The 23,276-nt window shown below is 63.3% G+C and carries 22 protein-coding genes; 6 read left to right on the plus strand and 16 right to left on the minus strand.

Annotation, left to right across the window (positions count from 1 at the left end):
- Positions 1 to 3 precede the first annotated feature (3 nt).
- Positions 4 to 1,329 (plus strand): cystathionine gamma-synthase family protein, encoded by a 1,326-nt coding sequence (locus tag ACMDCR_RS20040; RefSeq protein WP_413988304.1) that lies wholly within the window; start codon positions 4 to 6, stop codon positions 1,327 to 1,329.
- A 55-nt stretch (positions 1,330 to 1,384) separates the two neighbouring features.
- On the opposite strand, the gene ACMDCR_RS20045 is transcribed toward ACMDCR_RS20040, so the two are convergent.
- The gene (locus ACMDCR_RS20045; RefSeq protein ID WP_413988305.1) at positions 1,385 to 2,287 is read right to left on the minus strand and encodes a LysR family transcriptional regulator; all 903 of its coding nucleotides are present in this window, start codon (positions 2,285 to 2,287) and stop codon (positions 1,385 to 1,387) included.
- A gap of 105 nt (positions 2,288 to 2,392) precedes the next feature.
- On the opposite strand from ACMDCR_RS20045, the gene ACMDCR_RS20050 reads away from it, so the two are divergent.
- On the plus strand, positions 2,393 to 3,226 hold the full coding sequence (locus ACMDCR_RS20050; protein ID WP_413988306.1) for an oxidoreductase: 834 nt from the start codon (positions 2,393 to 2,395) through the stop codon (positions 3,224 to 3,226).
- Between the two features lie 29 nt (positions 3,227 to 3,255).
- Here ACMDCR_RS20050 and ACMDCR_RS20055 read toward each other — a convergent pair whose 3' ends face one another.
- On the minus strand, positions 3,256 to 4,695 hold the full coding sequence (locus tag ACMDCR_RS20055) for a hypothetical protein (protein ID WP_413988307.1): 1,440 nt from the start codon (positions 4,693 to 4,695) through the stop codon (positions 3,256 to 3,258).
- Positions 4,696 to 4,957: 262 nt separating this feature from the next.
- On the opposite strand from ACMDCR_RS20055, the gene ACMDCR_RS20060 reads away from it, so the two are divergent.
- Positions 4,958 to 6,538, plus strand: a complete 1,581-nt coding sequence (locus ACMDCR_RS20060) for an alkaline phosphatase D family protein (protein WP_413988308.1) — start codon at positions 4,958 to 4,960, stop codon at positions 6,536 to 6,538.
- 185 nt (positions 6,539 to 6,723) lie between these two features.
- Here the strand turns inward: ACMDCR_RS20060 and ACMDCR_RS20065 are convergent, their stop codons facing one another.
- The 9 genes from ACMDCR_RS20065 to ACMDCR_RS20105 all read right to left on the minus strand — a co-directional run bounded on the left by ACMDCR_RS20065 (position 6,724) and on the right by ACMDCR_RS20105 (position 16,582).
- Positions 6,724 to 8,115, minus strand: coding sequence for a hypothetical protein (locus ACMDCR_RS20065; RefSeq protein WP_413988309.1), 1,392 nt, complete (start codon positions 8,113 to 8,115; stop codon positions 6,724 to 6,726).
- 229 nt (positions 8,116 to 8,344) lie between these two features.
- Positions 8,345 to 9,841: a hypothetical protein gene (locus ACMDCR_RS20070; protein WP_413988310.1), complete on the minus strand. Its 1,497-nt coding sequence runs from the start codon at positions 9,839 to 9,841 to the stop codon at positions 8,345 to 8,347.
- Positions 9,842 to 9,911: 70 nt separating this feature from the next.
- A complete protein-coding gene (gene purN, locus ACMDCR_RS20075; RefSeq protein WP_413988311.1) occupies positions 9,912 to 10,547 on the minus strand; it encodes a phosphoribosylglycinamide formyltransferase in 636 nt (211 codons plus the stop codon).
- The gene (gene purM / locus ACMDCR_RS20080; protein ID WP_413988312.1) at positions 10,544 to 11,617 is read right to left on the minus strand and encodes a phosphoribosylformylglycinamidine cyclo-ligase; all 1,074 of its coding nucleotides are present in this window, start codon (positions 11,615 to 11,617) and stop codon (positions 10,544 to 10,546) included. The genes purN and purM overlap by 4 nt, the downstream gene beginning before the upstream one ends.
- An 11-nt stretch (positions 11,618 to 11,628) precedes the next feature.
- Positions 11,629 to 12,612, minus strand: a complete 984-nt coding sequence (speB, locus tag ACMDCR_RS20085; protein ID WP_413988313.1) for an agmatinase — start codon at positions 12,610 to 12,612, stop codon at positions 11,629 to 11,631.
- Between the two features lie 61 nt (positions 12,613 to 12,673).
- On the minus strand, positions 12,674 to 13,684 hold the full coding sequence (locus ACMDCR_RS20090) for a LacI family DNA-binding transcriptional regulator (protein WP_413988314.1): 1,011 nt from the start codon (positions 13,682 to 13,684) through the stop codon (positions 12,674 to 12,676).
- A gap of 139 nt (positions 13,685 to 13,823) precedes the next feature.
- Positions 13,824 to 14,711 carry a phytanoyl-CoA dioxygenase family protein gene (locus tag ACMDCR_RS20095; RefSeq protein WP_413988315.1) on the minus strand — a complete coding sequence of 296 codons (888 nt, stop codon included), beginning with the start codon at positions 14,709 to 14,711 and terminating at the stop codon, positions 13,824 to 13,826.
- 275 nt (positions 14,712 to 14,986) lie between these two features.
- Positions 14,987 to 15,238 carry a hypothetical protein gene (locus tag ACMDCR_RS20100; RefSeq protein WP_413988316.1) on the minus strand — a complete coding sequence of 84 codons (252 nt, stop codon included), beginning with the start codon at positions 15,236 to 15,238 and terminating at the stop codon, positions 14,987 to 14,989.
- Positions 15,239 to 15,538: 300 nt separating this feature from the next.
- Complete coding sequence (locus tag ACMDCR_RS20105) at positions 15,539 to 16,582, minus strand: PLP-dependent cysteine synthase family protein (protein ID WP_413988317.1); 1,044 nt, start codon at positions 16,580 to 16,582, stop codon at positions 15,539 to 15,541.
- A gap of 135 nt (positions 16,583 to 16,717) precedes the next feature.
- Between ACMDCR_RS20105 and ACMDCR_RS20110 the strand changes: the two genes are divergently transcribed.
- Positions 16,718 to 17,272 (plus strand): PRC-barrel domain-containing protein, encoded by a 555-nt coding sequence (locus ACMDCR_RS20110; RefSeq protein ID WP_413988318.1) that lies wholly within the window; start codon positions 16,718 to 16,720, stop codon positions 17,270 to 17,272.
- Positions 17,273 to 17,642: 370 nt separating this feature from the next.
- Positions 17,643 to 18,494, plus strand: coding sequence for an SHOCT domain-containing protein (locus ACMDCR_RS20115; protein ID WP_413988319.1), 852 nt, complete (start codon positions 17,643 to 17,645; stop codon positions 18,492 to 18,494).
- An 84-nt stretch (positions 18,495 to 18,578) separates the two neighbouring features.
- On the opposite strand, the gene ACMDCR_RS20120 is transcribed toward ACMDCR_RS20115, so the two are convergent.
- Positions 18,579 to 18,788, minus strand: coding sequence for a hypothetical protein (locus tag ACMDCR_RS20120; protein ID WP_413988320.1), 210 nt, complete (start codon positions 18,786 to 18,788; stop codon positions 18,579 to 18,581).
- 191 nt (positions 18,789 to 18,979) lie between these two features.
- Here ACMDCR_RS20120 and ACMDCR_RS20125 point away from each other — a divergent pair, with 191 nt between their 5' ends.
- Positions 18,980 to 20,047: a LacI family DNA-binding transcriptional regulator gene (locus ACMDCR_RS20125; protein ID WP_413988321.1), complete on the plus strand. Its 1,068-nt coding sequence runs from the start codon at positions 18,980 to 18,982 to the stop codon at positions 20,045 to 20,047.
- Between the two features lie 893 nt (positions 20,048 to 20,940).
- On the opposite strand, the gene rpsI is transcribed toward ACMDCR_RS20125, so the two are convergent.
- The 4 genes from rpsI to ACMDCR_RS20145 form a co-directional block, all read right to left on the minus strand.
- Positions 20,941 to 21,414, minus strand: coding sequence for a 30S ribosomal protein S9 (gene rpsI / locus ACMDCR_RS20130; protein ID WP_413988322.1), 474 nt, complete (start codon positions 21,412 to 21,414; stop codon positions 20,941 to 20,943).
- A 4-nt stretch (positions 21,415 to 21,418) separates the two neighbouring features.
- On the minus strand, positions 21,419 to 21,880 hold the full coding sequence (gene rplM, locus ACMDCR_RS20135) for a 50S ribosomal protein L13 (protein WP_413988323.1): 462 nt from the start codon (positions 21,878 to 21,880) through the stop codon (positions 21,419 to 21,421).
- Between the two features lie 219 nt (positions 21,881 to 22,099).
- Positions 22,100 to 22,669 (minus strand): nitroreductase, encoded by a 570-nt coding sequence (locus ACMDCR_RS20140; protein ID WP_413988324.1) that lies wholly within the window; start codon positions 22,667 to 22,669, stop codon positions 22,100 to 22,102.
- Positions 22,670 to 22,848: 179 nt separating this feature from the next.
- Positions 22,849 to 23,244: a RidA family protein gene (locus tag ACMDCR_RS20145; protein ID WP_413988325.1), complete on the minus strand. Its 396-nt coding sequence runs from the start codon at positions 23,242 to 23,244 to the stop codon at positions 22,849 to 22,851.
- Positions 23,245 to 23,276: the final 32 nt, after the last annotated feature.

A 23,276-nucleotide genomic window follows, 5' to 3' on the forward strand; every position in this document is an offset into this window, starting at 1 on the left:
CCCATGGCCACCGATCGCAGCCACAAGGCAACACTGAACAACCATCCGCTGCATCCCGAGACGCTGATGCTCGGCTACGGCTATGATCCCGCTCTCTCCGAAGGCTCGGTGAAACCGCCGGTATTCCTGACCTCGACCTTCGTGTTCCAGTCCGCCGAGGACGGGCGCGACTTCTTCGACTACACCTCCGGCCGCCGCGCGCCGCCCGAGGGCAGCAGCGCCGGCCTGGTCTATTCGCGCTTCAACCATCCCAACACCGAGATCGTAGAGGATCGCCTCGCAATTTTCGAACGCGGCGAGGCGGCGTTGTTGTTCTCCTCCGGCATGGCAGCGATTTCGATGGCTCTGCTGGCTTATGCCAGGCCCGGTGACGTCGTGCTGCACAGCCAGCCTCTCTATGGCGGCACGGAGACGCTGCTCGCCCGTACGCTCGCCGATTTCGGCATCGGCCATGAGGGCTTCATCGATGGCCTCCATGCCAGGGAAATCGGCGAGGCGGCCGATCGCGCCGTGAACCGCGGCAGAGTCGGCGTCATCCTGATCGAGACCCCCTCCAATCCCGTCAACACGCTGGTGGACTTCGCGCTGATCGGCGAGGTGGCCGATCACATCGCCGGACGGCAAGGTGCGCGGCCGGTGATCATTTGCGATAACACGCTGCTCGGCCCGGCCTTCCAGCGCCCGCTCGCCCATGGCGTCGATATCGTCGTCTACTCCGCCACGAAATATATCGGCGGCCACAGCGACCTGATCGCAGGTGCGGCGATCGGCAGCAAGGCACTGCTGAAGCCCGTCCGGGCACTGCGTAGCGCCATTGGCACGCAGCTTGATCCGCACACCTGCTGGATGCTGGGCCGCTCGCTCGAAACCCTGTCGTTGCGCATGCAGGCGGCAGCGCGCAACGCCGTCAAGGTGGCTGATTTCCTTTCCGCCCACCCGAAGGTCGAGACCGTGCATGCGTTGCATCATCTGCCCGAGGGCAGCCCTGCCCGTGCCGTGTTCGACCGGCAATGCACAGGCGCCGGCTCCACTTTCAGCCTGGAGATCAAGGGTGGCCAGGCTGAAGCCTTCCGCATGCTGAACGCCCTGCGTGTGTTCAAGCTCGCGGTCAGCCTGGGCGGCACGGAATCGCTCGCGAGCCACCCTGCCTCCACCACCCATTCCGGCGTACCAGCCGAATTGCGCGCCCGGCTCGGCGTCAGCGAAAGCACAATCCGCCTCAGCGTCGGCATCGAGAATGCCGAAGATCTGATCCTGGATCTTACGCAGGCGCTGGAAAAGTCGGGGGGCGGGTCTTCGGACCCGTCGGATGCCCTCGGCTCCACCTGAGGGAGCCTGGTCTGACGGCCGGCCCCCAATTTCGCCTTCCCCAATGGCCGGAGGCCTATCCCGTCCTCAGGACGTCCCGCACAGTCTCTATGAAGGCGCGCAGCTTGGGTGCCCGCGAGGTACGCTGGGGATAATAGAGGAACAGCCCGGGCTCCTCGATGGCGTTTTCCGGCAGCAGCCAATGGAGGCGCCCCTCCTCCAACTCTCGGCGCACCAGGGGTTCGAAGACATAAGCAATGCCTGTCCCTGCCAGGGCGAGTTCTTTCGCATAGGTTGGATCAGTGACCCGCACGCTGCCACCAACGCTGACGACGACATCCTCGCCTGCCTCCTGCAATTCCCAGGCATAGAGGCCGCCTGAGGTGAGGAGGCGAAAGCCGATGCAGTTATGGGCAGCGAGATCGCCAATCGCCTGCGGCACGCCATGCGTCTCGACATAGGAAGGCCCAGCCACCAGCGCCACCTTGAAGGGAGGCGTGAGGCGGAGGGCCACCATATCCTGCGCGATCATGCCGCCGAGGCGCACGCCAGCATCGAAACCGCCCGCCACGATATCGGTGAGGCTGTCGTCGCTGAAGATCTCCACCACCAGGCCGGGATGGCGGCGGGCGAGTTCCGTCAGCACCGGCGTGATGGCGATCTGCAGGGCGACGCGCGGCACGTTGAGGCGGAGCACACCTGTGACGCGGCCCCTCGCGGCGCGCAGCCGTTCCACCGCTTCCGCGATCTCGGTGAAGGCCGGCCCGATGTCGGCGATGAAGGCCCGGCCCGCCTCAGTCATGGCGACGCTGCGCGTGGTGCGGGCGAAGAGCGGCGTGTCCAGCCTGTCCTCGACGGCGCGCACGGCGTGGCTGACGGCCGAAGGGCTCATGCCGAGATCGGCTGCCGCCGGCGCGAACCCGCCGCAGCGGGCGACGGCGAGGATCACCGGCAGATGGATGAGGAGATCACGATCCATTCATGCACCAGATTGCATAACCAATACGAACTGAGCGATCTTATCATTTTATGCCGGCGATGCGATCCTTCGTCATGTCCTCATGACCAAAGTCGGAGCACCATCATGTCGTCCACCACCTGGTTCATCACCGGCGCCTCCTCCGGATTCGGCCTCAGCTTCGCGCGTTACGCCCTCTCGAAGGGTTATAATATCGTGGCAACCGCGCGAGAGCCGGCGAAGCTCGCCGCGCTGCGGGCCGAGGCCCCGGCGCAGATCCTCGCCACGGCCCTCGATGTCAACGACAGGGCCTCCATTGCGGCAGCGATCGAGGAAGCACGGGCCCGCTTCGGGCGCATCGACGTGCTGATCAACAACGCCGGCTATGGTATCGTGGGCGCGGTCGAGGAGACGCCGGAGGCGGAGCTGCGTGCCTTGATGGAGACCAATTTCTTCGGCGCGGTCGCGGTGACGCAGGCTGCCCTGCCCCTGCTGCGGCGGCAGGGAAGCGGCGCCATCGTCAATATCTCCAGCCTCGGCGGCCAGCTCTCCTATGGCGGCTACGGTGCCTATTCCGCCAGCAAATTCGCGCTGGAGGGCCTGTCCGAGGCCATGGCGCTGGAGATGGCGCCCTTCGGCGTCAAGGTGATGATCGTCGAGCCCGGTGCCTTCCGCACGGGCTTTGCCGGCAACGCGCTGCGCCATATGCCGGTGCTCGCGCCCTATGAAGAAGGCCTGAAGTCCGTGCGCGAGTTTACTACCGGCATGCACGAGACCCAGCCCGGCGATCCCTTGAAAGCCGCAGCCGCCATCGACGTGGCCCTGAGGGCGGAGAAGACGCCGCTGCGCCTCCAACTCGGCGAGGACGCCGTTACCGCCGTGCGCGACCATGCGGAAGCCCTGCTGGCCGATCTCGCCGCGTGGGAAAAGGTGGGCCTGGATACGCGGATCGAGGCGTGATCGTTTCACGCCGCCATATATCGCCAGGCTTACGGCTTCCGGGCCCCCGGTCCGAAGGTCTGGCCGTTCACCGTGACCGTCTTCGCCGCGCTGTCGAAGTCGATATCCCAGGTGAGGCGTCCATCCGGGCCGGTCTTGGCAAGCCCCTTCAGGAAGGCCACGCCCATCACACCCTGCTGGGCATTCGGCGTGCTGGCGGCGCCCTTGGTGAAGGCATCCATCACAGCGTCCAGACTGGAGGCGGAGACGGTCGCCTTGCCCCGCTGGGTCGGTGACACAGTGGACTCACCCTGTCCCTTCACATCGAAGGCGGGCGCGGTGAGGCTTTGTTCGAAGGACAGATGCGCCTGAGACCCAAAAAGAATAGCCAAAATGGCTGACCTGATGGCCTCATGCTGTTCCATCGCCTTAGACGCACCGACGACCTCGATCAGTTTGTTCGCCACCAAGTCGAGATCGAGCCCGGTCAGCCTGAAGTTGAGCGTCGCGCTCCTGGGCACCAGTGGCCCAGCCCAGTCCGGAACCATTCCATCGGGCAATTCCAGGCCCGAGAAACTGATTTTTTGGTTGATATTCGTATCTTTGACCGCACCGGTCGTGATGACCTGACTGTCCACCGAGGCGATCTTGACGATACCCTTGGGCGTGCCGACGCTGGCATTGTCGTAGCGTATGTCGCCCTTTAGATCTTGCCAGAGCGGGAGCATTGCCTTGAGCTTGGCCTGCGCTGCAGCCTGGTCGTTTTGATCGACAGTGAAGTCATGATCAACGAAGAACGCCAGCGCCTCGAGAAGTTGGGTGTTGCGAATGCCTGCGGCGGTCGCTTCCTGATGCACCCGGTCGGCCCGGATGGCGACCGGTGGCGAAGGATTGCGCGGGTCCTTCACAGTGACGGTTTCGACGAAGTCCTGCAGATCGCCTGTGACGCCGATGTCGATCCCGTCGCTGGCCCCAGGTTTGGCGTGCCCTTGAATCGTGAGCTTGCCCATCGAGGCATCGATGTCCTCGACGGGTGAACGCACGGTGAGGACTGTACTTTCACAGGTCATGGCCTGGGTGAGGAAAACCATGCGCTTGAGGTCGAGCACGCCGTTGCCGCTGCAACTCTTGAGATGCTCGGCGAACTCGAGCGGCTCCTTCGTCTTGGCCGCTTTGAAGGTCAGGTCGATCGACTGGTCTGCGGTGTAGGCGTAAGTGCCATCGCCCTTCTGCGTCATCTGCATCGTGAAAGGAGCGAACTGGAACTGCGGACCGTCGGCTGGCAGGCCCAACTTGGCGTTGTCGATGGCGAACGTCACGTCGTAATGGTCGCCGTTGGGCGTAACGGTTGCAATGCCTTTGTCGATCAGCTTCCGACCGTAATAATGCGCGAAACTGTCGGCGATGGCCTTCGCGCCTTCCGGCGTCGCGGGGGCGGCATGAGCCGGTGCAGTCAGGAAGAAGCCCGCCAGGACCGTCGCCAGCATCACTCCGCGCGTGCCGACCTGGTGACGGTCGTCAGTATCCGATAAAGTCATACAAGTTGATCCGCTGCGTGAAGATCCCCGCTCTTCTATGCCACAGCGTTCCGCGGCTGGTGTGTGAAATTTTTATGCAACAGGAGCCCGCTACCGCCACCGTCACTGGTTGGTAAATTTCACGGAGGACAATTTACAAAAGCTCCAAAAAGGAGACATGCCGCTGTCATCTGGCTGTCCAAAACTCCGCCCGCTTTGAATCGGGAGAGTTACCATGCGCATCTTTGACAAACCCCTGTCCCGCCGCCGGTTCCTGACCAGCAGCGCCACCACCGGTCTTCTGGGCGCCGCCGGCAGCTTCGCCATGCCGGGCCTCTCCCGCGCCGCTGACCGCCCCGTGGTCACAAGCGGTTTGCAGTCGGGCGACGTCTATGCCGGCCGCGCGGTGTTCTGGTCACGCACCGACCGCGCGTCCAATGCCATCTTCGAATGGTCGACCACCGAGAGCTTCAAGAGTGTGAACCGCCTGCCGGCCGTCGCCGCCACGCCGGAGACCGACTATACCGCCAAGATCCTCGCCGAGGGCTTGCCGTTCGATCAGGAGATCTTCTACCGCGTCCGCTTCCAGAACCTTGCCGACGTCAATGTAGAGAGCGAGCTCGTAGCCGGCCATCTCCGCTCGGCGCCAGCGGGCCTGCGCGACGTCTCCTTCGTGTGGTCGGGCGACACGGTCGGCCAGGGCTGGGGCATCAATGCCGATGCCGGCGGCATGAAGATCTATGCCTCCATCCTCAAGCATGATCCGGACTTCTTCATCCATTCGGGCGACAACATCTATGCCGACGGCCCGCTCAAGTCCGAGGTGAAGCTGCCGGACGGCACGATGTGGAAGAACATCGTTACGCCCGAGAAGTCGAAGGTCGCCGAAACGCTCGACGAATTCCGCGGCCAGTACAAATACAACCTCATGGATACGAACTTCCAGTCGCTCTACAGGCAGGTCCCTGTCTTCACCCAGTGGGACGACCATGAGGTCATGAACAACTGGTCGCCCTCCAAGGACCTCTCGCATGACGACCGCTACAAGGAGAAGTCGATCGAGCTGATCGCCTCCCGTGCCGCCCAGGCCTTCCACGAATATATGCCTGTCGCCACCACCATGGCCGAGCCCCGCCGTGTCTATCGCAAGATCGCCTATGGGCCGCTGCTCGATGTGTTCATGCTCGACATGCGCACCTATCGCGGCCCGAACAGCGACAATCTGCAGACCACCGAAGGAGGGGAAGCGGCCTTCCTTGGCGCCGAGCAGCTCGCCTGGCTCAAGCGCGAGCTTGCCAACTCCCGGGCCACCTGGAAGGTGATCGCCGCCGACATGCCGCTCTCGCTGGTGGTGTGGAACGATGCCGACAACAAGAAGGGGTTCGAGGCCGTCTCGAACAACAACGGCGGCAAGCCCCTCGGCCGCGAACTGGAATTCGCCGACCTGCTGCGCTTCATCAAGGCCGCGGGCGTGAAGAACACCGTGTGGCTGACTGCCGATGTCCACTACACCGCGGCTCATTACTACAATCCCGACAAGGCGGCGTTCCAGGACTTCGATCCGTTCTGGGAATTCGTCTCCGGCCCGCTCAACGCCGGCACCTTCGGGCCGAACGACCTCGACATGACCTTCGGCCCGGAGCTGAAATATGTGAAGGCGCCGGACGCCGGCCAGGCCAACCTCTCCCCGGCCGCCGGCCTGCAGTTCTTCGGCCACGTCGCCATCGCCGCCGACACCCGCGTGATGACGGTCACCCTGCGCGACGTCGCCGACACGGCGCTATGGTCCGTCGCTCTCGAACCGAAACTGGGCTGAGGTTTTGCAAGTATGCCTCGCCCTGGCCACGGGGCGAGGCAAATTTGGAGTGTCGATCACCGATCGACACTCTTGGAAACCGTGTGTTTGCGAAAATGGAAGTTGTCGATCGGTGATCGACACTCCGTGTTTGGCGCGCTTTCACCTCCGAAAATCAGCATACCCCAGGCTTCAACCTCCACTCCCTACTCCTCGCCTTTTCCTTTCTCGGGCAGCTCGAAGGCCTGACCGTTCACCGTGATCTTCCTGGCGGCGAGATCGAGCGCGACATCCCAGGCGAGGCGCCCGTCCGGCGTACCCCTGGCCAGCCCCTTGAGAAAAGCCAGGATGAGCGCATAGCCGGCGACATCGTCGGACTTAAGCTGGCTGACATCCGCTGAGATCGCGTCGTAGCCCGACGCAGAGAAGCTGCCGGTGCCCTGCATGCGCAGAGTGATCGGTGCCTGCGCCTTGCCGATCACGGCATAGTCAGACGCCGTCACGCTGGCATCAGCGCTGAAAACTGCCTTGCCGTCGATGAGAAGCCCCACCAGGGCGCTCTGCAATCCGGCATCGGCAGTGCCGGGATTGTCGAGCGTGGCGCTGGCGATGCGCTCGAGATCGACACTGGCGACATCGAACCTCAACTCCAGCCCAGAGGGCAGGATGCCGGCGGGTAGCGGCTTCCGGCTGGCGGCGAGGGAAAAGCCAGCGAGCGTGACATCGAGGCTGTAATGGCCGTCTTTGACTATGCCGGAGAGATTGTGCTTCTCGCCGTAGTGGTCGAGCAGGACGGTGACCCCGGTCGATTCGACGCGTACCGAGTCGTAGGCGACTTCAACCTGGAGCCCCCTCCACACCGGCAGGACCGCCTTGAACCTGTCCCGCAACTCGCGATCGGCTGCCTGGGCTTTCGCGATCGTGTCCAGGCTGAGGGCAAAGCGGTAGACATCAAAAAGCGCGGCATAGTACACGGCATCGAGGTGGATACCGTAATGAATGCGTCCGACGGTGATGCGACTGAAGTCCTTCGGATCGGGCGTGTCCTTGTTGGGGACTACGGTGACGAGATCGGGCACGTCAAAGGCCATATCGATATCGGAGGCCCCGTTCGCGGCCGGCTTGCCGCTCATGTGGAACGAGATCTTGCCCGCACCCACCGAAAACGGTTCGTTCTCAAGCTGCCCGCTGATAGCGATCCTGTCGCAGCCAGCATCCAGTGAAGCGAAATAGCGGGCCTTGGCATCGAAAACGCCGTGAGCCTGACAATTCTGGAGAGGCGGAATGGCGCCTCCTCCCCTGCTGGAGCCGGCGAAAGGATCGCCTTCGGATGTGAAAGCATAGGTGTCGTCAGCCTCCGGAACGACATGGAAGGTCATCGGAAGATCCGGGGCCGAAAGGTCGGGCTGCTTTGCGGCGATCCGGTTGCGGTGAAACACGAAATCATAACCATCGCCACGCGGCGCGATGGTGAGGATGCCTTTCTCGAAGGTTTCCTGGCCAAAATACCGCTCGATTGACGCCTGCAGGTCACGTGCTCCCTCGGCTGTCCCCTCTGCAGCGCCCGCGGCCGGCGCGGCAGCCCATGTCAGTGCCAAGCTTCCTAGCATCAGCCCCATGACACCCAATATTGGGAGCTGGCGAAGGCGGCTCGAAACAGGCATGCTTTCTCTCGACAAGACTATAGTTCCGCGTCGTCAGATCCAGGCCTGGGGCTGGGCCTATCGATATCCCCAGGCACGCGTGCACAAGGCAGCATACGGAAATGCCGCTTCCAAGCGTCACTCGTCACCAACCGCCCGCTGGCGCGAGCAGTGCTTCGATGCCCTATTGTGGCTCCGGCAGCGCAAAGCCCTGGTCGTTGACCCAGACCTTGTTGGTGACCATGTCGTAGGAGACATTCCAGATCATCTGCCCGTCTGGTCCGGTCTTGGCCAACCCCTTGATGAAGGCAAGACCCATCAGGCCGTTCTGCATATCGGGATCGCCCGATTTCTTCAGCGCATCGACAACGGCGTCGAACCCGGTTGCGGATACCGCAATATGGGCCTGCGGCTCAGGATTGATCGAAGCCTGGCCCTGCCCCTTGACCGTGTAGGCCTGCGCCGTCGCGTTTAGGGAGAGGTCGTAGCGCGGCTGGCCGCTAAAGAAGCGCGTGAGCAGCGCCACGCCCGCCATCTTGCTGAGGGGTGGGTCCTTCGTCAGGTCGAGGCCGCGGATGAGTGCATCGGCCATGCCATCGAGGCCGGAGAAAGAGAGCTTGGTGTCGTAACTCGCCTGGGTAGGAACGAGCGCGCGCGCCCATTCCGGTACCACCGCAGGCGGGATTTCCAGGCCTGAGTAGCTGAGGGCATCGGCATAGCGGGCGTCGTTGACCACACCGGTCAGGGCCTGCTTCTCCTCGAAATGGGCAATTCTGACCGCGCCGGTGGGGAGTTCGACCACACCATCGTCAAGGCCGGCGTTGCTGGCGAGATCCTCCCACAGCGGCAGGGCAGTCCGCAGCTTCGCCTTCAGCTCATCCTGCGGAAGATCGAAGCGGTTGCGCGCCGCATTGTCGCGCACGAAAGTGATCAGATCCGCTACTGCGATCGTGCGGACACCGGTGGCAGCGATCGCCTGGTGCATTCCGCCGAACCGGAAGGTAATGGGGAGCGGCTCGCCCGGGGATTTCTTGTCGACGAACTTGCCGTTCATGATCGCCAACCGCAGGTCGGAGGTGAGATCGACGCCGCCGGTCGCACCGGCCTTGGCGGTGCCCTGCGAGCTCAGTTCCCCGCTCGTGAGGTCGAGATCGCCGTCCGGCGCGCGCACCGTAAGGGCGGCGCTGGCGCATTTCGACGAAAAGGTCGGGAAGGCCATCAGCTTGGGATCGAAGACGCCCTTGCTGGCGCAGTCTGCAAATTTCAGATCGAACTTCTGGTTTTGATCGGGGTCGGCGCCGGTCCAGGAGATGGCGATCGGGCCAGGATCGGTATTGACCGCCCAGGTGCCGTCAGGCTTAGGCGTCAAATGCACGACATAGCGTTGGAGCCGCGTGATGCCCTCCGCCTCCGGCATGTCGAGCTTACCGCTGTCGAATGAAATGGCGAGGTCGTAGCTCTCGCCATGCGGCGCGATGGCCAGAAATCCCTTGGCGAAAGGTTCGATGCCGACATAGGCCTGAAAGACTTCAGTGAGCTTGCGGGCGCCGTCGGCCGTCGCTGGCTCGGCCGAGACCGCTGCGGCGCCGGCAAATCCCAACAGGGCGCCGAGGCCAAGGGAGGCTGTGAAGGCGCCAAACGCCCTGCCCTTGCCAAAATGATATCCGCTCAAGATCGGCATGCTTTCCCCCCGAAAATCGGCTGATGGCCTCTTTCATAAGATCAGGGACGCACACGCAGATGACACGCCCCTATGGTTTCATGAGAAGATCGCCCGAGGCGATCTCCACCCTCTCGCCGACGATCGGCGCCTCGCCACGCGCCACGCGCGCCAAGGCCGCCGGGTAGAGCTTATGTTCGGCGTGCAGCACCCGGGCGGCAAGTTCTGCAGCCGTATCGCCGGCAAGGACGGGTACCGCAGCCTGGGCGATGATCGGCCCCTCGTCCATACCCGGCGTAACATAGTGCACCGTGCAGCCATGCAGCCGGACGCCCGCCTCCAGCGCGCGCTCATGCGTGGCCAGCCCCGGAAAGGCCGGCAACAAGGCGGGATGGATGTTGATCATCCGGCCAGCCCAGCTTTCGACAAAGGCCGCCGTCATCAGCCGCATGAAGCCGGCGAGCACCACGAGATCCACGACATGGGCTTCCAATCGTGCTTCGAGCGCCGCCTCGAAATCCGACCGGCTGGCGAAGGCCTTATGGTCGATCGCCTCCGCGACGAGGCCCGCTTCGCGCGCTCGCGCAAGGCCTGGCGCACCGGGACGGTTGGAAATAACCGCAACGATTTCAGCCGGATACGATGGGTCCCTCGCAGCCTCGATCAAGGCGGCCATGTTGGAACCGCGCCCGGAGATCAGGATGGCGACCCGCTTGCGGCCCTTCATAGTGCGAGCGTGCCTCGATAGGTGACGCGCTCGGTCCCCTCCTGGCGCACCACCGAGCCGAGCCGGATCGGCGGCAGGCCGGCTTCGGCGAGGGCTTTCTCCGTCGCCTCGGCATCGTCAGCCGAGGTGACCACGATCATGCCGACACCGCAATTGAAGGTGCGCAGCATCTCGCGCTCCTCGACACCCCCGGCGCGCGATAGCCAGCCGAACACCGAAGGCGGCTTGATGGCGGCGAGGTCGATCGAGGCGCCGATGCCCTCGGGCAGCACCCGCGGGATATTGTCGGGGAAGCCGCCGCCTGTGATGTGAGCGAGCGCCTTGATGGCACTTCCAGTGGCTTTGAGCGCCTGGAGCAGCGGCTTCACATAGATCCGCGTCGGCGTCAGCAGTGCCTCGCCCAGCGTCTTGCCTTCCGCGAAGGGCGCCGGAGCGTCCCAGGCGAGCCCCGAGAGCGAGACGATCTTGCGCACCAGCGAATAGCCGTTGGAATGCACGCCGGAGGAAGCCAGACCCAGGATCACGTCACCTTCGGTGGTACTGCCGCGCGGCAGGATGGCGTCGCGTTCGACGGCGCCGACGGCAAAACCTGCGAGGTCATAGTCGCCATCCGCATACATGCCGGGCATCTCAGCCGTCTCGCCGCCGATCAGGGCGCAGCCGGCATCCTTGCAGCCTTCGGCGATGCCCTTGACAATGGCAACGCCCTGCCCTGGCACGAGCTTGCCGGTGGCGAAATAATCGAGGAAGAACAAAGGCTCGGCGCCCTGCACGACGAGATCGTTGACCGACATCGCCACGAGATCGATGCCCACCGTGTCGTGGATACCAGTCTCGATCGCCACCTTGAGCTTGGTGCCGACGCCATCATTGGCCGCCACCAGCACGGGATCCTTGAAACCGCAGGCCTTGAGGTCGAACAGCCCGCCGAAACCGCCGATCTCTGCATCGGCGCCGATGCGGCGGGTCGCGCGCACCAGCGGCTTGATGGCATCGACCATGGCATTGCCGGCATCGATGTCGACACCGGCATCGGCATAGGTCAGTGAATTCTGTTGTGTCTTGCTCATCGGCGTCTTGTTCATCGTTGGGCTTTGCCCTGCTTCCGCTCGGCAATCAAGCCCAGATAGTGCTGAACCACAGTTGCACCCGCAATCGAGGTGATGTCGGCATGGTCATAGGCGGGCGCCACCTCGACGAGATCGCAGCCGACGATGTCGAGGAAGCCGAGGCGGCGCAGGATCATCAGGGCCTGGCGGGAGGACGGGCCGCCCGCGACGGGCGTACCGGTGCCGGGCGCATAGGCCGGGTCGAGGCAATCGATATCGAAGGTGATATAGGTCTTGGCATCGCCCACGCGCTCGCGAACCTTATCCACGATCTGATTGACCGTCAGCGTCTCCAGATCCTCGCCATAAAGGATCTTGATGGCGCAATCGTCGGGTGCATGGGTGCGGATGCCGATCTGTATGGAGCGCTCGGGCAGGACGATGCCGTCCTTCACGGCACGGGCGACAAAGGAGCCGTGGTCGATGCGGCCCTCATCGTCGTACCAGGTGTCCTGATGGGCATCGAAATGCACCAGCGCCATCGGCCCGTGTCTGGCAGCGTGGGCCTTGAGCAGCGGCCAGGTGACATAGTGATCGCCGCCGATCGAGCACAGCATCGTGCCGGTGTCGATGATGTCGCGGGCCTGCGCCTCGATGCAGGCCGGGATCTCGCTGTGGCGTGCATAATCGAAGGAGCAGTCGCCATAGTCGACCACGGCCAGATGCTCGAACGGATCGGCGTGGAAGGGATATTGCGGATCACCATCGAAGATCGCCGAGGCGCGACGCACGCCTTGCGGTCCGAAGCGGGCGCCTGGCCGGTTGGAGACGGCGGCATCGAAGGGGATGCCCCAGACCGCTACGTCGATGCCGGTGAGATCACGCTGGAAACGCCGGCGCATGAAGGAGAGCACGCCGCCATAGGTCGGCTCGGTGGCGCCGCCCAGCACCTCCTTGCGGAATACGGCATTGTCGGTCGGACGGGGGCGCAGCGGATCGGCGGAAGGGCCAGCCATGATGAACTCCGGAGTTGGTGCTCAGGATTTACGGCGAACGGGTGACAAAGGAAATACCGTCTCAGCCGGACGCGATCCTGGCAACCGAGTCCCGCACGATCAGGTTGGCGGCGAGCTCGATGCGCCGGGGATCGGAGACATCACCCGCCATGCGGGCGCGCAGGCGCTCGACGGCCTGGGCAGCCAGTTCCTCCACCGGCTGGCGCATCGTGGTGAGAGCAGGCCTGAAGGCGCTCGCCCAGGGGAAATCATCGATGGCGGCCACGGAGATGTCCTGCGGGACCGACAGACCGGCGTCGTGCAGGCGCCGCATCACGCCGACCAGCATCTGGTTGTTGGCGACGAAAAGGGCCGTGGCCCGCTGCGGCCTCTCGATGAGCGCGGCCACAGCGTCATAGGCCCCCTCCTCATGGAAGTCGGCATGGACGATGTTATCAGGCCGGAGCGGTACGCCGCGCGCCTCCAGCGCCGCGAGGAAGCCGCGCGTGCGCTCGATGCTCGAAAGCCCCTGCCGTGGCCCGGCGACGGCGGCGATATGCCGGTGTCCGAGATCGATTAGATGCGATGTCGCTTCGAAGGCAGCGGCGAAATTATCGATCACCACGCAATCGACGCTTGCGCCGAGCGGTGCGCTGTCGACCAACACGATCGGAGTGCCGCGGCCGATGGCGAAGACCTCGCGGTAATCCTGGATGTCGCCGGCCGGGCAGAGCACGATGCCGTCGACACGCTGCATGCGCATCAGGGAGAGCATTTCCCGCTCGCGGGCGACATCGAAGCCGGTGTCGCACAGCAACATCGAATAGCCGTCCTGGCGGGTCAGCTGTTCGACGCCATGGACGAGGTTGGTGAAGAAGGGATTGGTGACATCGGGGATCACGAGGCCGACGAGACGGGAAGACCCGCTCTTCAGGCTACGAGCGATGCCATGCGGAGAATAGCCGAGCCTGTCGACCGCCTCGCGCACCCGCGCCTGGAGCGCCTCGCTGACAAAGGCCGCACCGCTGAGCGTGGCGGAGACGGTGGCCGTGGAAACACCGGCAAGGCGGGCGACATCGCGAAGGGTCGGCATGAACGCTCATCAGGCAGAACGGGGGCGGCAGGCAGCCGCCAACCTTGGAGAGTAAGGCGCAGATCCCTGTCATACGCGGGGTTGTCCCGCATATCCAGACAGCCTTGCCCCCGGGCTGCGCCTTGCGTGGATCCGCCCCTTAGCGCCACCAATGCCCGTCAGTGCCGGTACCGGCCTTACGGGCGGATCGCTGGGCGAAGGCGTTCTCCGGCAATGGCTCGATATCCATCAGGAAGCGATGGGCGGGGTTCATGCGCTCATAGAGGTCCTGCGTGAGATATTCGCGCTGAAGAAGCTGCTGAGGCAGGTCGCGGCGGGTATAGGTCAGGTGCAGCACGCGACGGCGCTCGCCACTGCGGTTCACCGTACCGCCATGCCACATCGAGGAATTGACCACGATCACCGAGCCCTTCGGCGCGGTGACATGCACCTCGCCCGGATAGGGCGCGGCGAGGTCCTTCGGCGTGCGCGCTTCCTCTTCGGGCGTCAGCGGCGCAGGCTCCCAATCACCCTGATTGACGTGCGGCACATTGATCGGATGCCATTTGTGGGAGCCCGGCACGATGCGGGTCGGTCCGTTGTCAGCCTTCATGTCGTCGAAGGTGACGATGGCATTCAGCACCCACCAATCGTCCGGGAAGATCTTGGGCACGTCGACATGGAGATCCTGATGGCCCTTGCCGGCCAGGGGGTCGCGCAGATTGGCCCCATGCAGCTTGAACTCGCCGAGAAGATAGTGGGAGGCGGCCAGCAGCGGCTTGATCTCCAGGCAACGATCATAGACGGCGGTCTTGTTGAAGAGATTTGAGACACGCGGCGCACCGGGTTCGACATGCACCTCATGCCCGCCCCGCTCGCCTTCCTTGCGATGGAGAGCATCGAACTCCTCCGCCATCTGCCGGCACTCCTCGGGCGAGAACACATCGGTGACGACGAAGTAGCCGTTGTCGTCGAGGGAACGCCTCTGCTCCTCGCTGAATTCCGCCCCTGTGACGCCGAGTTCGCGCAAGGCCTGCTTGGTATACATCGCTTTCCTCCGATCGTTGGTGACTGGATCACTCTCGGATCTTAACAGCACGATTGATTAAACGTTTAGCTAAACGTTTAGCTGTGACGATGATAGCTGCCACTGCCCTGGTTGGCAAGAAAGGCGGACGAACCAATTTCACACGGAAAAGTTCACCAAACTGGGAGCGCCGGTGGGCGCGTCTATGAGGGTGACCACGGAAATACTTTTTCGGAAGCGCCCCCCGCCTACGACGACGTAGGCGCGTGGCGGGTACTGGCCACCCTAAGATTTAATCAGTTGGAGATCGCAGGGCGGGTCAAAGCCGAGAAGGTCAACGCTCCGTCGATGCTGGCGATGATGCCTCGGGCGAGATGAATTTGATCACCGATCCCCGCCAAAAGCGCGTCACGCTCTTGCGGATCGAGAGGAGAACTCTCGACGGCGACGCCGAGCTGTGACAGCGTCTCGTGCAGCTTGGCGAGAAGCTGTTGGTGCCGGCGGATCGATGACATATAGGCACGGTGCAGGTCGGTCAGATCGAGCACTGACACTCCGACGTCATTCCCGCTCCGCGTCTGGTATGCACAGTAGGCCAAGATCGAAGTTCCCCGAAAAGATCTGTTCCGCGGATGCTTGCGCTGAACTTTTGCTCCGCTGTTGGGCAAATGCTAGTGACCAACGCCTTGTCGCGCTGTTCTGTTTGCGCACATTGCTGACGAAGCTTGCCGACATTTCGCCCATTTTTTCGCCGCGGAGGAACCTTTCAAAGCGCTGTGAGGGCCGGAATTAACGCGTAGGGAACTGGATTGGTGAATATCCCACGCTCGCCATAAAGCCAGCTCTCATCAGGACCGGATTTGCGCCCTCACTGCTCCGATCCTCTCCGCCAGCCCCTCGCCGAAGCGATCGGCGACGCAGCCGTCATCGAACAGATCGGCATAGCGCTCGCCGGAATCGCAGATCAGCGAGACGATGGAGCCCGCCTCCCCTGCCTCGATGATGCGGCGGCGCAGAGCCAGCACGCCGATGAAGTTGGTACCCGTGGAGGGGCCGACCCGCCGTCCCAGCAGCTGCGAGAGCACGCGCATGGCGGCGATGGAATCGAGATCCTCGACCGGTATCATCTCGTCGACCACGTCACGGATGAAGGAGGGCTCGACGCGCGGGCGTCCGATGCCCTCGATGCGGCTACCGACAGCCGCGACAAGGCTACGGTCGCCGCTGGCGTGATAAGGCGTGAACACCGAATTCTCGGGATCCGCCACGGCGATCTTCGTGGCATGGCGGCGATAGCGCACGAAGCGCCCGAAGGTTGCCGAGGTGCCGCCCGTGCCGGCGCCGACCACGATCCAGGCCGGGATCGGGTGCCTTTCGCGCGCCATCTGGTTGAAGACGGACTCGCCGATATTGTTGTTGCCGCGCCAGTCGGTCGCCCGCTCGGCGAAGGTGAACTGGTCCATGAAATGGCCGTTGGTCTCGCGGGCAAGCTGGTGCGAGGCCTCGTAGACCGCATCGGCGCTGTCGACCAGATGCAGCCGGCCGCCATAGAACTCGATCTGCGCCCGCTTTTCGACGGAGGTGGAGCGCGGCACCACGGCGATGAAGGGCAGGCCGAGCAGGCGGGCGAAATAGGCCTCGCTGATCGCCGTAGAGCCGGACGACGCCTCGATGATGGTGGTGCCCTCATGCACCCACCCATTGCACAGGGCATAGAGGAAGAGCGAACGCGCCAGCCGGTGTTTCAGGCTGCCGCTGGGATGGGTGGTCTCGTCCTTGAAGAAGAGGTCGATCTCCCCGCCGATCGGCAGGCTGACGAGATGGGTGTCGGCGGAACGGGCGAAATCCGCCTCGATCCTGGAAATAGCGCCATCGAGCCAAGTGCGGGGCACGCGGTTTTCTCCTTCAAGGGTCCCGCGCCTATACGGGAAAGCGGCACTCGCCGCCACCCGAAGCGGCAGAAATCAGGAACATCCCGCTTTTCCGCACGTTTTTATGGCGGGACTGGCTCATGAGAGGAGGTTTTCATGGCCTACAAGACAGTAACCTATGCTCTTGCGCTCGCTGCGATGCTGGCGGTGCCCGCCATGGCACAAGCACAACAGGCGAACCAACCGCAGACGACGCAGCATCCGCAGGCGACACCTGCCCCGGCCGCTGCGACCTTCATCACCAAGGCTGACCCCGGCCAGTATCGGGCGAGCGAGCTTGTCGGCGTCAAGATCTATAATCCGCAGGACGAGAACATCGGCAAGGTCAACGAACTGCTCGTGGACAAGAAGGGCTCGATCATCGGCGTGGTCATCGGTGTCGGCGGCTTCCTGGGGATCGGACAGAAGAATGTCGCCCTGCCCTACACCGCCATATCCTGGGTAGACACGCCACCGGCGCCGCCACAGCTGGATCCGCCAGCCGCACCACCGGCTGGTGGCGCGGGGCCAACCACCCCGATGCCCGCCCCCGCCCCGGCACCTCAGAACCAAGTACAGGATTATCCTTATCGAGGCATGCTGGCGATGACGAAGGCGCAACTCCAGTCTGCACCTGACTTCAAGTTCGCCTCAGAGGCGGCAAGTCAATAAGGACTGGTCCGTCCAGAACTGGCACCGACTCCTCCACCAGATGTGGCGTCGCCGGTACCATCAAGAGAGGCCGGGATCCATTTAGATCCCGGCCTTCCATTTCCTTGAATGTCGCAGTTCGGAACGAGTGTTCACCGGCCTGCCGCTGTTCTCCTTCGGCCGATGATGAAGTGGCAGAAAACAGCAAAAATGCCACTCACATCTCCTGGATGAAACGATTGAGGGCCAAAATCGTTCCCCGGCAGAAGCGCATTGGAGCCTGATGGAACAAGCGGGATGCCATCAACACGCTTACCTTCGCAGCGCGACCCATATAGGAAGATAAGCGGCATTCGCACGTCGCCATCCGCAACAGGCAGGAAGCCTCCTCATGCAGAACCTCACCCCCGAGGGCCGCCGTCTCATGGACGAGATCGCCAGCCGCCACGCTATCAGCACGGAGGCCGTGCTCGTGCTTCTGGATGCGCTCGTCAGGGGAAACGGCTACCAGGCCCAGTTCAATCATCCCGATCTCGGCGGCATGGGGCAATGGTCGCAGGGTGGCATGATCATGGTGGGCGACATGTTCAACCAGGGCCTGAAATACCGCGTCGATGCCCTGTGCAATGAACTCGCCGCTCTCGTTCAGAGCCAGCCATCCCTGTGGGCTCCGCCCAAAGGTCCTCAGTTTCAAGGCCGGACCGAAGCCGGCGTCAGCCTGTTCGTCGAGGGGAGAGCGGCAAGCGGCCAGTGGTGGCCGGCCGACCTCGGCCATCCCTCGTCCTCCGGCGCCCAGAATGACATGCGCTACGCCTTCTTCCCCGACCGCCGTCGGCTTGCCATTCTCGAAGGCGGCCATGTCAGGGTCTACGATACGGGCAACCACAGTCTGCATGGCTTTTCCCAGCAGCAGAGTGGTGATCAATCGCTGTCGTTCACGAGTCAGTTCGGCCTTGTGAAGGTCGCCGACCTGCCTCTGGTCGAGCCGGGAGACGAGCAGGCCGATACGAACAGGAAGCCGGATCTTTCGGTCCCCGCCGAAAGCCCGTCCCGGGCAACGGCACCCTCGCCAGCCGCGTCGGCCGAGCCGCCACCCTCGGTTGCGGCGGCGACACGAATGGGGATCTCAAGCGCGGAGGAGATCCTGAAGACGATCGAAGGCCTGGCCGCGCTGCGGGAGAGAGGCATCCTCACGAACGAGGAATTCGCCACGAAGAAGATGGAATTGCTCGGCCGCCTTTGAGAGGAAAGGGATATAGGCGCCCATCGATAAGAAACGGCCTGGCAAGCCGCCAATCCTGCTGATCGACCAGCAATGGCAATCCGTTCAGCCGCGCAGTGTCCAGACTTGACGCGAGCAGGAGTTACTTTCCTTCGACTGCCTGCCGATGGCGTAGCCACGGAAGGCTGCAGCAAGGCTGCGAAGCCAGCCCTGCTCACCGCTCTGGACGACCTCGGCGGGAACTCCCTCCGGCAGTTCGGGTTGTTCCCACTGGCGGCATTGAGCGTTCTTGAAAAAATAGCTGGCGGGAATCATGGCCGGCTCCTTGTGTTAAAGATTTTGAATCGATTCAAAGTAGGCTGCCAAATAAACTCAACATCCAAGTTGGGCACACAATCTGTCTTTGAATCGATTCAAAACTATAGCTTGAAATTATCACTGTCAAGAAAATTGAATCGATCCAAAGCCAGAGCTATCGTACCCCTGCAAGCGGCGGAGAACGGATTTTGGAGAAGGTCGTACGTCTCGTGGACATCGCCAAGGCGGCCGGAGTGTCGCAGGGCACCGCGTCGAATGTCTTCAACCGGCCCCATCTGGTGCGCGAGGAGGTGCGAGAGCGCGTGGAGGACGTGGCGCGCTCCCTCGGCTATCGTGGTCCCGACCCCAAAGGCAGGCTGCTGCGGGCCGGCAAGGTCAACGCCATCGGGCTGGTGACGGCGGAGCCCCTCTCCTATTTCTTCGAGGATCCCTATGCACGCGCCATGATGGCCGCGATTTCGCAGGCTTGCGACGCCCATGGTGCCGGCATCGCACTGGTCTCGGCCATGAACGAGCAGAGGCTCGCCTGGAACGTACAGAGCGCCCTGGTCGACGGGTTCATCCTTTTCTGCATCGACGAGGGTCCGCGGCTGGTCGAGCTTACGCGCGAGCGGCAACTGCCTTTCGTGACATTGCATCTGGGTACCAAGGACGAAACGATTTCGGCCATCGGCGTCGACAATTTCGCCGGCGCCCGTCTGGCAGCCCGGCATCTGGCGAGCCTCGGCCACCGCAAATTCGCCATCCTCGCCACACCTCTCACGGACGAACATTACGGCTTCGTGACCCTGGCGGATGTCCAGGCCGGCATCTACTCGACTTCGCGCGACCGCGTGGCCGGCTATTTCGACGTGCTCGCGGGTTTCGGCGTCGACACCGCCGGCATCCCTATCCTGGAGACCCAGAGCGAGCATGAGGAGGCTCTTCGCGAAGGTCTCGGACAGATCTTCGCAGTCGCCGATCCGCCCACTGCGCTGCTCTGCATGTCCGACCGCATCGCCTTCACCGCCATCACCTGGCTGGCGGAGCGCGGGCTCTCGGTGCCCGGCGATGTCTCGGTCATCGGCTTCGACGGCGTCGCCGAAGGCGCCCAGTTCCGACCGCCTCTGACCACCATCGTCCAGCCGATCCACGACATGGGCCAACTCGCCGTCGAGATGATTCTCGGAGACACCGGCGGCATTCAGCGCCGAGAGTTCGAGACGGATCTGGTGGTGCGGGAATCGACGGCGGCGCCAAAGGTCGGTGCCGACTAGAGCAAAGCGCGTTTACACGCAAGCGCCCATTGCTCTAACTCCTTGTTTTAACGCGTCTTTGCGATTCTTGCCGATACCGTCAAATCGCAAAACGCTATAGCCAAGGCCCTTCGCGACCGAGATACTCTGACCGGGACAACACCCCGCCTGGCATCCTCCTCCGCCGAAGCTCCATGCCTTCGGCGCCTCGGGCACACAAAGAGAACGAATATTGACTTTCGTTCGTTGCCATGCTTTATTCCGTGACGGAATGAGGCGTCAGCGGCCGGCGTCTGTACAACCCGGCCCCGAACCCCTCCATCCACCCCGACAGCCTGTCCAAGTGGTGGGCGCATGCGGCGGTCCTGCTTCCTTCGAAGCCGGCCTCCAGGGGTGACGAGCGGGACAGAGGGATCGGCACCCCATGGAAGTGCCTCGCGATGGAAAGACCACGCAATCCCCGGACGGAGCGTGAAGGGCTTGAGCCCGGCAACGCCTTCGTCCCTCCTCCCGCCGATGCGGTGAAGACGGCTGATGCCACCGTCCGGCCAGGACGGACGTCGCTCAGCCCCTTTGCCGAGCCGGCTGGGCCGGGTTCGGATGGTCCGTGCCATCCGCTCCCGGCTCGCCTCCGCCTTCAGAAGGCGAAAAAAAACAGGTGGCCTTGCGCGCCTTGTCAGCGTGCCGGGCCGCCGGAACAGGGCGATGGCGGCTTGCACCGACAGTGCGGCCTGCATCTTCCATGATCCTGCTTTCACGGCTGCCCCGCAGCCGCCATCGCCCGGTCTCCTCATCAACCCAGCCGGAAACGGCGTGGGAACGAGAGCGTGTGCGCATTGCGGGACGGATTAGGTGTGCATCCCAACAAAAAACCCCGCCGAAGCGGGGTTTTCCGAAATCGCGGTCCGAAACGCTTAGCGCTTCGAGAACTGGAACGAGCGGCGAGCCTTGGCGCGGCCGTACTTCTTGCGCTCGACCACACGGCTGTCGCGGGTGAGGAAGCCTTCCTTCTTCAGGGCCGGACGCAGTTCCGGCTCGAAATAGGTCAGGGCCTTGGAGACGCCGTGGCGGACGGCGCCGGCCTGGCCGGACAGACCACCACCGGCGACGGTGATGTTGATGTCATACTGGCCGGCGCGGTTGGCGACCGTGAGCGGCTGCTGGATCAGCATGCGCAGCACAGGGCGGGCGAAGTACACGTCGAGCTCGCGGCCATTGACGGTGACCTTGCCGGGGCCCGGCTTGATCCACACGCGGGCAATGGCGTTCTTGCGCTTGCCGGTCGCATAGGCGCGGCCCTGGGCGTCGAGCTTCTGGACGTGCTTGGGGGCTTCGGCGGCAGCAGCCACTTCACCCAGCGACTGAAGCGAATTGAGCGTATCGGCCATCGGATCAGCCCTTCACATTCTTGGCGTTCATGGCGCCGACATCGAGCACTTCCGGCTGCTGAGCCTCGTGCGGATGTTCGGTACCCTTGTAGACGCGCAGGTTGAGCATCTGCTTGCGGCCGAGGGGGCCACGCGGAACCATGCGTTCCACGGCCTTCTCAACGACGCGCTCGGGGAACTTGCCCTCCAGGATGAACTTGGCGGTGCGTTCCTTGATGCCACCGGGGTGGCCCGTGTGGTGATAGTAGACCTTTTGATTGCGCTTGCGGCCGGTGAAAACCACCTGCTCCGCATTGATGACAATCACGTTGTCGCCGCAGTCGAGATTGGGCGTGTAGGTCGGCTTGTGCTTGCCGCGCAGACGCATGGCGATCACCGAGGCAAGGCGGCCAACAACCAGGCCCTTGGCGTCGATGATGACCCACTTCTTCTCGATATCGGCGGTCTTGAGCGTATAGGTGGACATGGGTCTCGCCTGGGGTTGCGCTGTCGATCGACGGTTGAAAACGACAAGGCGACCAGTAGCGGCTTGCATTGCAAGCCGCGTCCCAATTAAGGAACCTTTTGGCCGCCGAGTTGGGGAGCTTCTACACGAGCGCCAGATGGGCGTCAATGCATGTTTTTTGCAATATGCCTCGATTTTGCGTTACAAAACAATCACTTACAATAAAGGTATTAAATTACCTCAATTTTGACCGTAATAGGTGATGATCTCGGTGAGGTTCGGACGCGGCCTGTCCGGCATTGCTTCCTTGGCCGTGCCGATATGGACGAAGCCTGCCAGCTTCTCATGCGAGGCGACGCCGAGGCGCAGCAGCACCCGCTCGTCATAGGCCATCCAGCCCGTCAGCCAGCTGGCGGAGAAGCCGAGTGCGTGCGCCGCGATGACGAGATTCTCGCAGACCGCGCCGGCGGAAAGCTCCTGCTCCCACAGCGGGATCTTCACATGGTTGGCCGCGGTTGAGACCACGCCGATCACCAGCGGCGCCATCGAGAAACGGTTCGATTCCTTCTTGCGGGCGATCTCGTCCGCATCGGGGCAGGAGGCCAGGAAGGTATCGAGGACGATCTGGCTGGCCCTGTCGCGAGCTGCGCCCTGGTAGATCACGAAGCGCCAGGGTGCGAGCTTGCCGTGATCGGGCACGCGGCTCGCGATGGTCAGCAGCGTCTCCAGTTGCTCGGCATTGGGGCCGGGCTCCGTGAGAAAGGCGGGCGGCACCGAGCGGCGGGTCTTCAAGAGAGTAACGGCATCCATCGCGAAATTCCTATGCCCAGATCCCATGCCTGCATCAGGCGATGGGCGATCACATAAGGGGTCGCGCGGAGTTTGAACAGACTTGACAGAACTTCCATCCCCTGCCCTGCAGCAGGGTGCGACACTCGGCATCGCCCCGTTCCCCGGTAGGGCTCCGGGCCGGCTGACAGCGCTGCCGGTCAGTTCCCGGCTCTGGGCATGTAGGCGCAGCATTCGACCTCGACCTCCGCCCCCAAGGCCAGGCCATTCGCCCCGAAGGCGGAGCGCGCGGGAAGGCGGTCAGGCTTGAAATAGCGAACATAGACCTTGTTGAAGTCAGGCCATTTGACCATGTCGGCCAGCATGATCGTGCATTTGAAGACGTCGTCAAAACCGAGCCCGTTCTCCCGCAGGACCTGGCCGATGTTTTCCATGGTCTGGCGTGCCTGCGCCTCCATGCCACCGCTGACCAGTTCAAGCGTGCCGGGCTTGTTTCCCAAAGCGCCCGACAGATAGATGATATCGCCGACGCGAACGGCCTGGCTGAAAGGCAGCCCGATGGCGCGGGCTCGCGGGGTATTAATGAATTCGATCATCGTCTTCTCCGGAACCAGTAGCCTATTCGGCG

It is taken from the genome of Labrys okinawensis (assembly GCF_047345005.1).
GTDB lineage: Bacteria > Pseudomonadota > Alphaproteobacteria > Rhizobiales > Labraceae > Labrys > Labrys okinawensis.

What these genes read in the sequence shown, in the direction of transcription:
- ACMDCR_RS20040 (WP_413988304.1), top strand. Translation starts at nt 4, where the DNA reads ATGGCCACCGATCGCAGCCACAAGGCAACACTGAACAACCATCCGCTG.
- ACMDCR_RS20045 (WP_413988305.1), bottom strand. Translation starts at nt 2,287, where the DNA reads ATGGATCGTGATCTCCTCATCCATCTGCCGGTGATCCTCGCCGTCGCC.
- ACMDCR_RS20050 (WP_413988306.1), top strand. Translation starts at nt 2,393, where the DNA reads ATGTCGTCCACCACCTGGTTCATCACCGGCGCCTCCTCCGGATTCGGC.
- ACMDCR_RS20060 (WP_413988308.1), top strand. Translation starts at nt 4,958, where the DNA reads ATGCGCATCTTTGACAAACCCCTGTCCCGCCGCCGGTTCCTGACCAGC.
- ACMDCR_RS20070 (WP_413988310.1), bottom strand. Translation starts at nt 9,841, where the DNA reads ATGCCGATCTTGAGCGGATATCATTTTGGCAAGGGCAGGGCGTTTGGC.
- purN (WP_413988311.1), bottom strand. Translation starts at nt 10,547, where the DNA reads ATGAAGGGCCGCAAGCGGGTCGCCATCCTGATCTCCGGGCGCGGTTCC.
- purM (WP_413988312.1), bottom strand. Translation starts at nt 11,617, where the DNA reads ATGAGCAAGACACAACAGAATTCACTGACCTATGCCGATGCCGGTGTC.
- speB (WP_413988313.1), bottom strand. Translation starts at nt 12,612, where the DNA reads ATGGCTGGCCCTTCCGCCGATCCGCTGCGCCCCCGTCCGACCGACAAT.
- ACMDCR_RS20090 (WP_413988314.1), bottom strand. Translation starts at nt 13,684, where the DNA reads ATGCCGACCCTTCGCGATGTCGCCCGCCTTGCCGGTGTTTCCACGGCC.
- ACMDCR_RS20095 (WP_413988315.1), bottom strand. Translation starts at nt 14,711, where the DNA reads ATGTATACCAAGCAGGCCTTGCGCGAACTCGGCGTCACAGGGGCGGAA.
- ACMDCR_RS20110 (WP_413988318.1), top strand. Translation starts at nt 16,718, where the DNA reads ATGGCCTACAAGACAGTAACCTATGCTCTTGCGCTCGCTGCGATGCTG.
- ACMDCR_RS20115 (WP_413988319.1), top strand. Translation starts at nt 17,643, where the DNA reads ATGCAGAACCTCACCCCCGAGGGCCGCCGTCTCATGGACGAGATCGCC.
- ACMDCR_RS20120 (WP_413988320.1), bottom strand. Translation starts at nt 18,788, where the DNA reads ATGATTCCCGCCAGCTATTTTTTCAAGAACGCTCAATGCCGCCAGTGG.
- rpsI (WP_413988322.1), bottom strand. Translation starts at nt 21,414, where the DNA reads ATGGCCGATACGCTCAATTCGCTTCAGTCGCTGGGTGAAGTGGCTGCT.
- rplM (WP_413988323.1), bottom strand. Translation starts at nt 21,880, where the DNA reads ATGTCCACCTATACGCTCAAGACCGCCGATATCGAGAAGAAGTGGGTC.
- ACMDCR_RS20140 (WP_413988324.1), bottom strand. Translation starts at nt 22,669, where the DNA reads ATGGATGCCGTTACTCTCTTGAAGACCCGCCGCTCGGTGCCGCCCGCC.
- ACMDCR_RS20145 (WP_413988325.1), bottom strand. Translation starts at nt 23,244, where the DNA reads ATGATCGAATTCATTAATACCCCGCGAGCCCGCGCCATCGGGCTGCCT.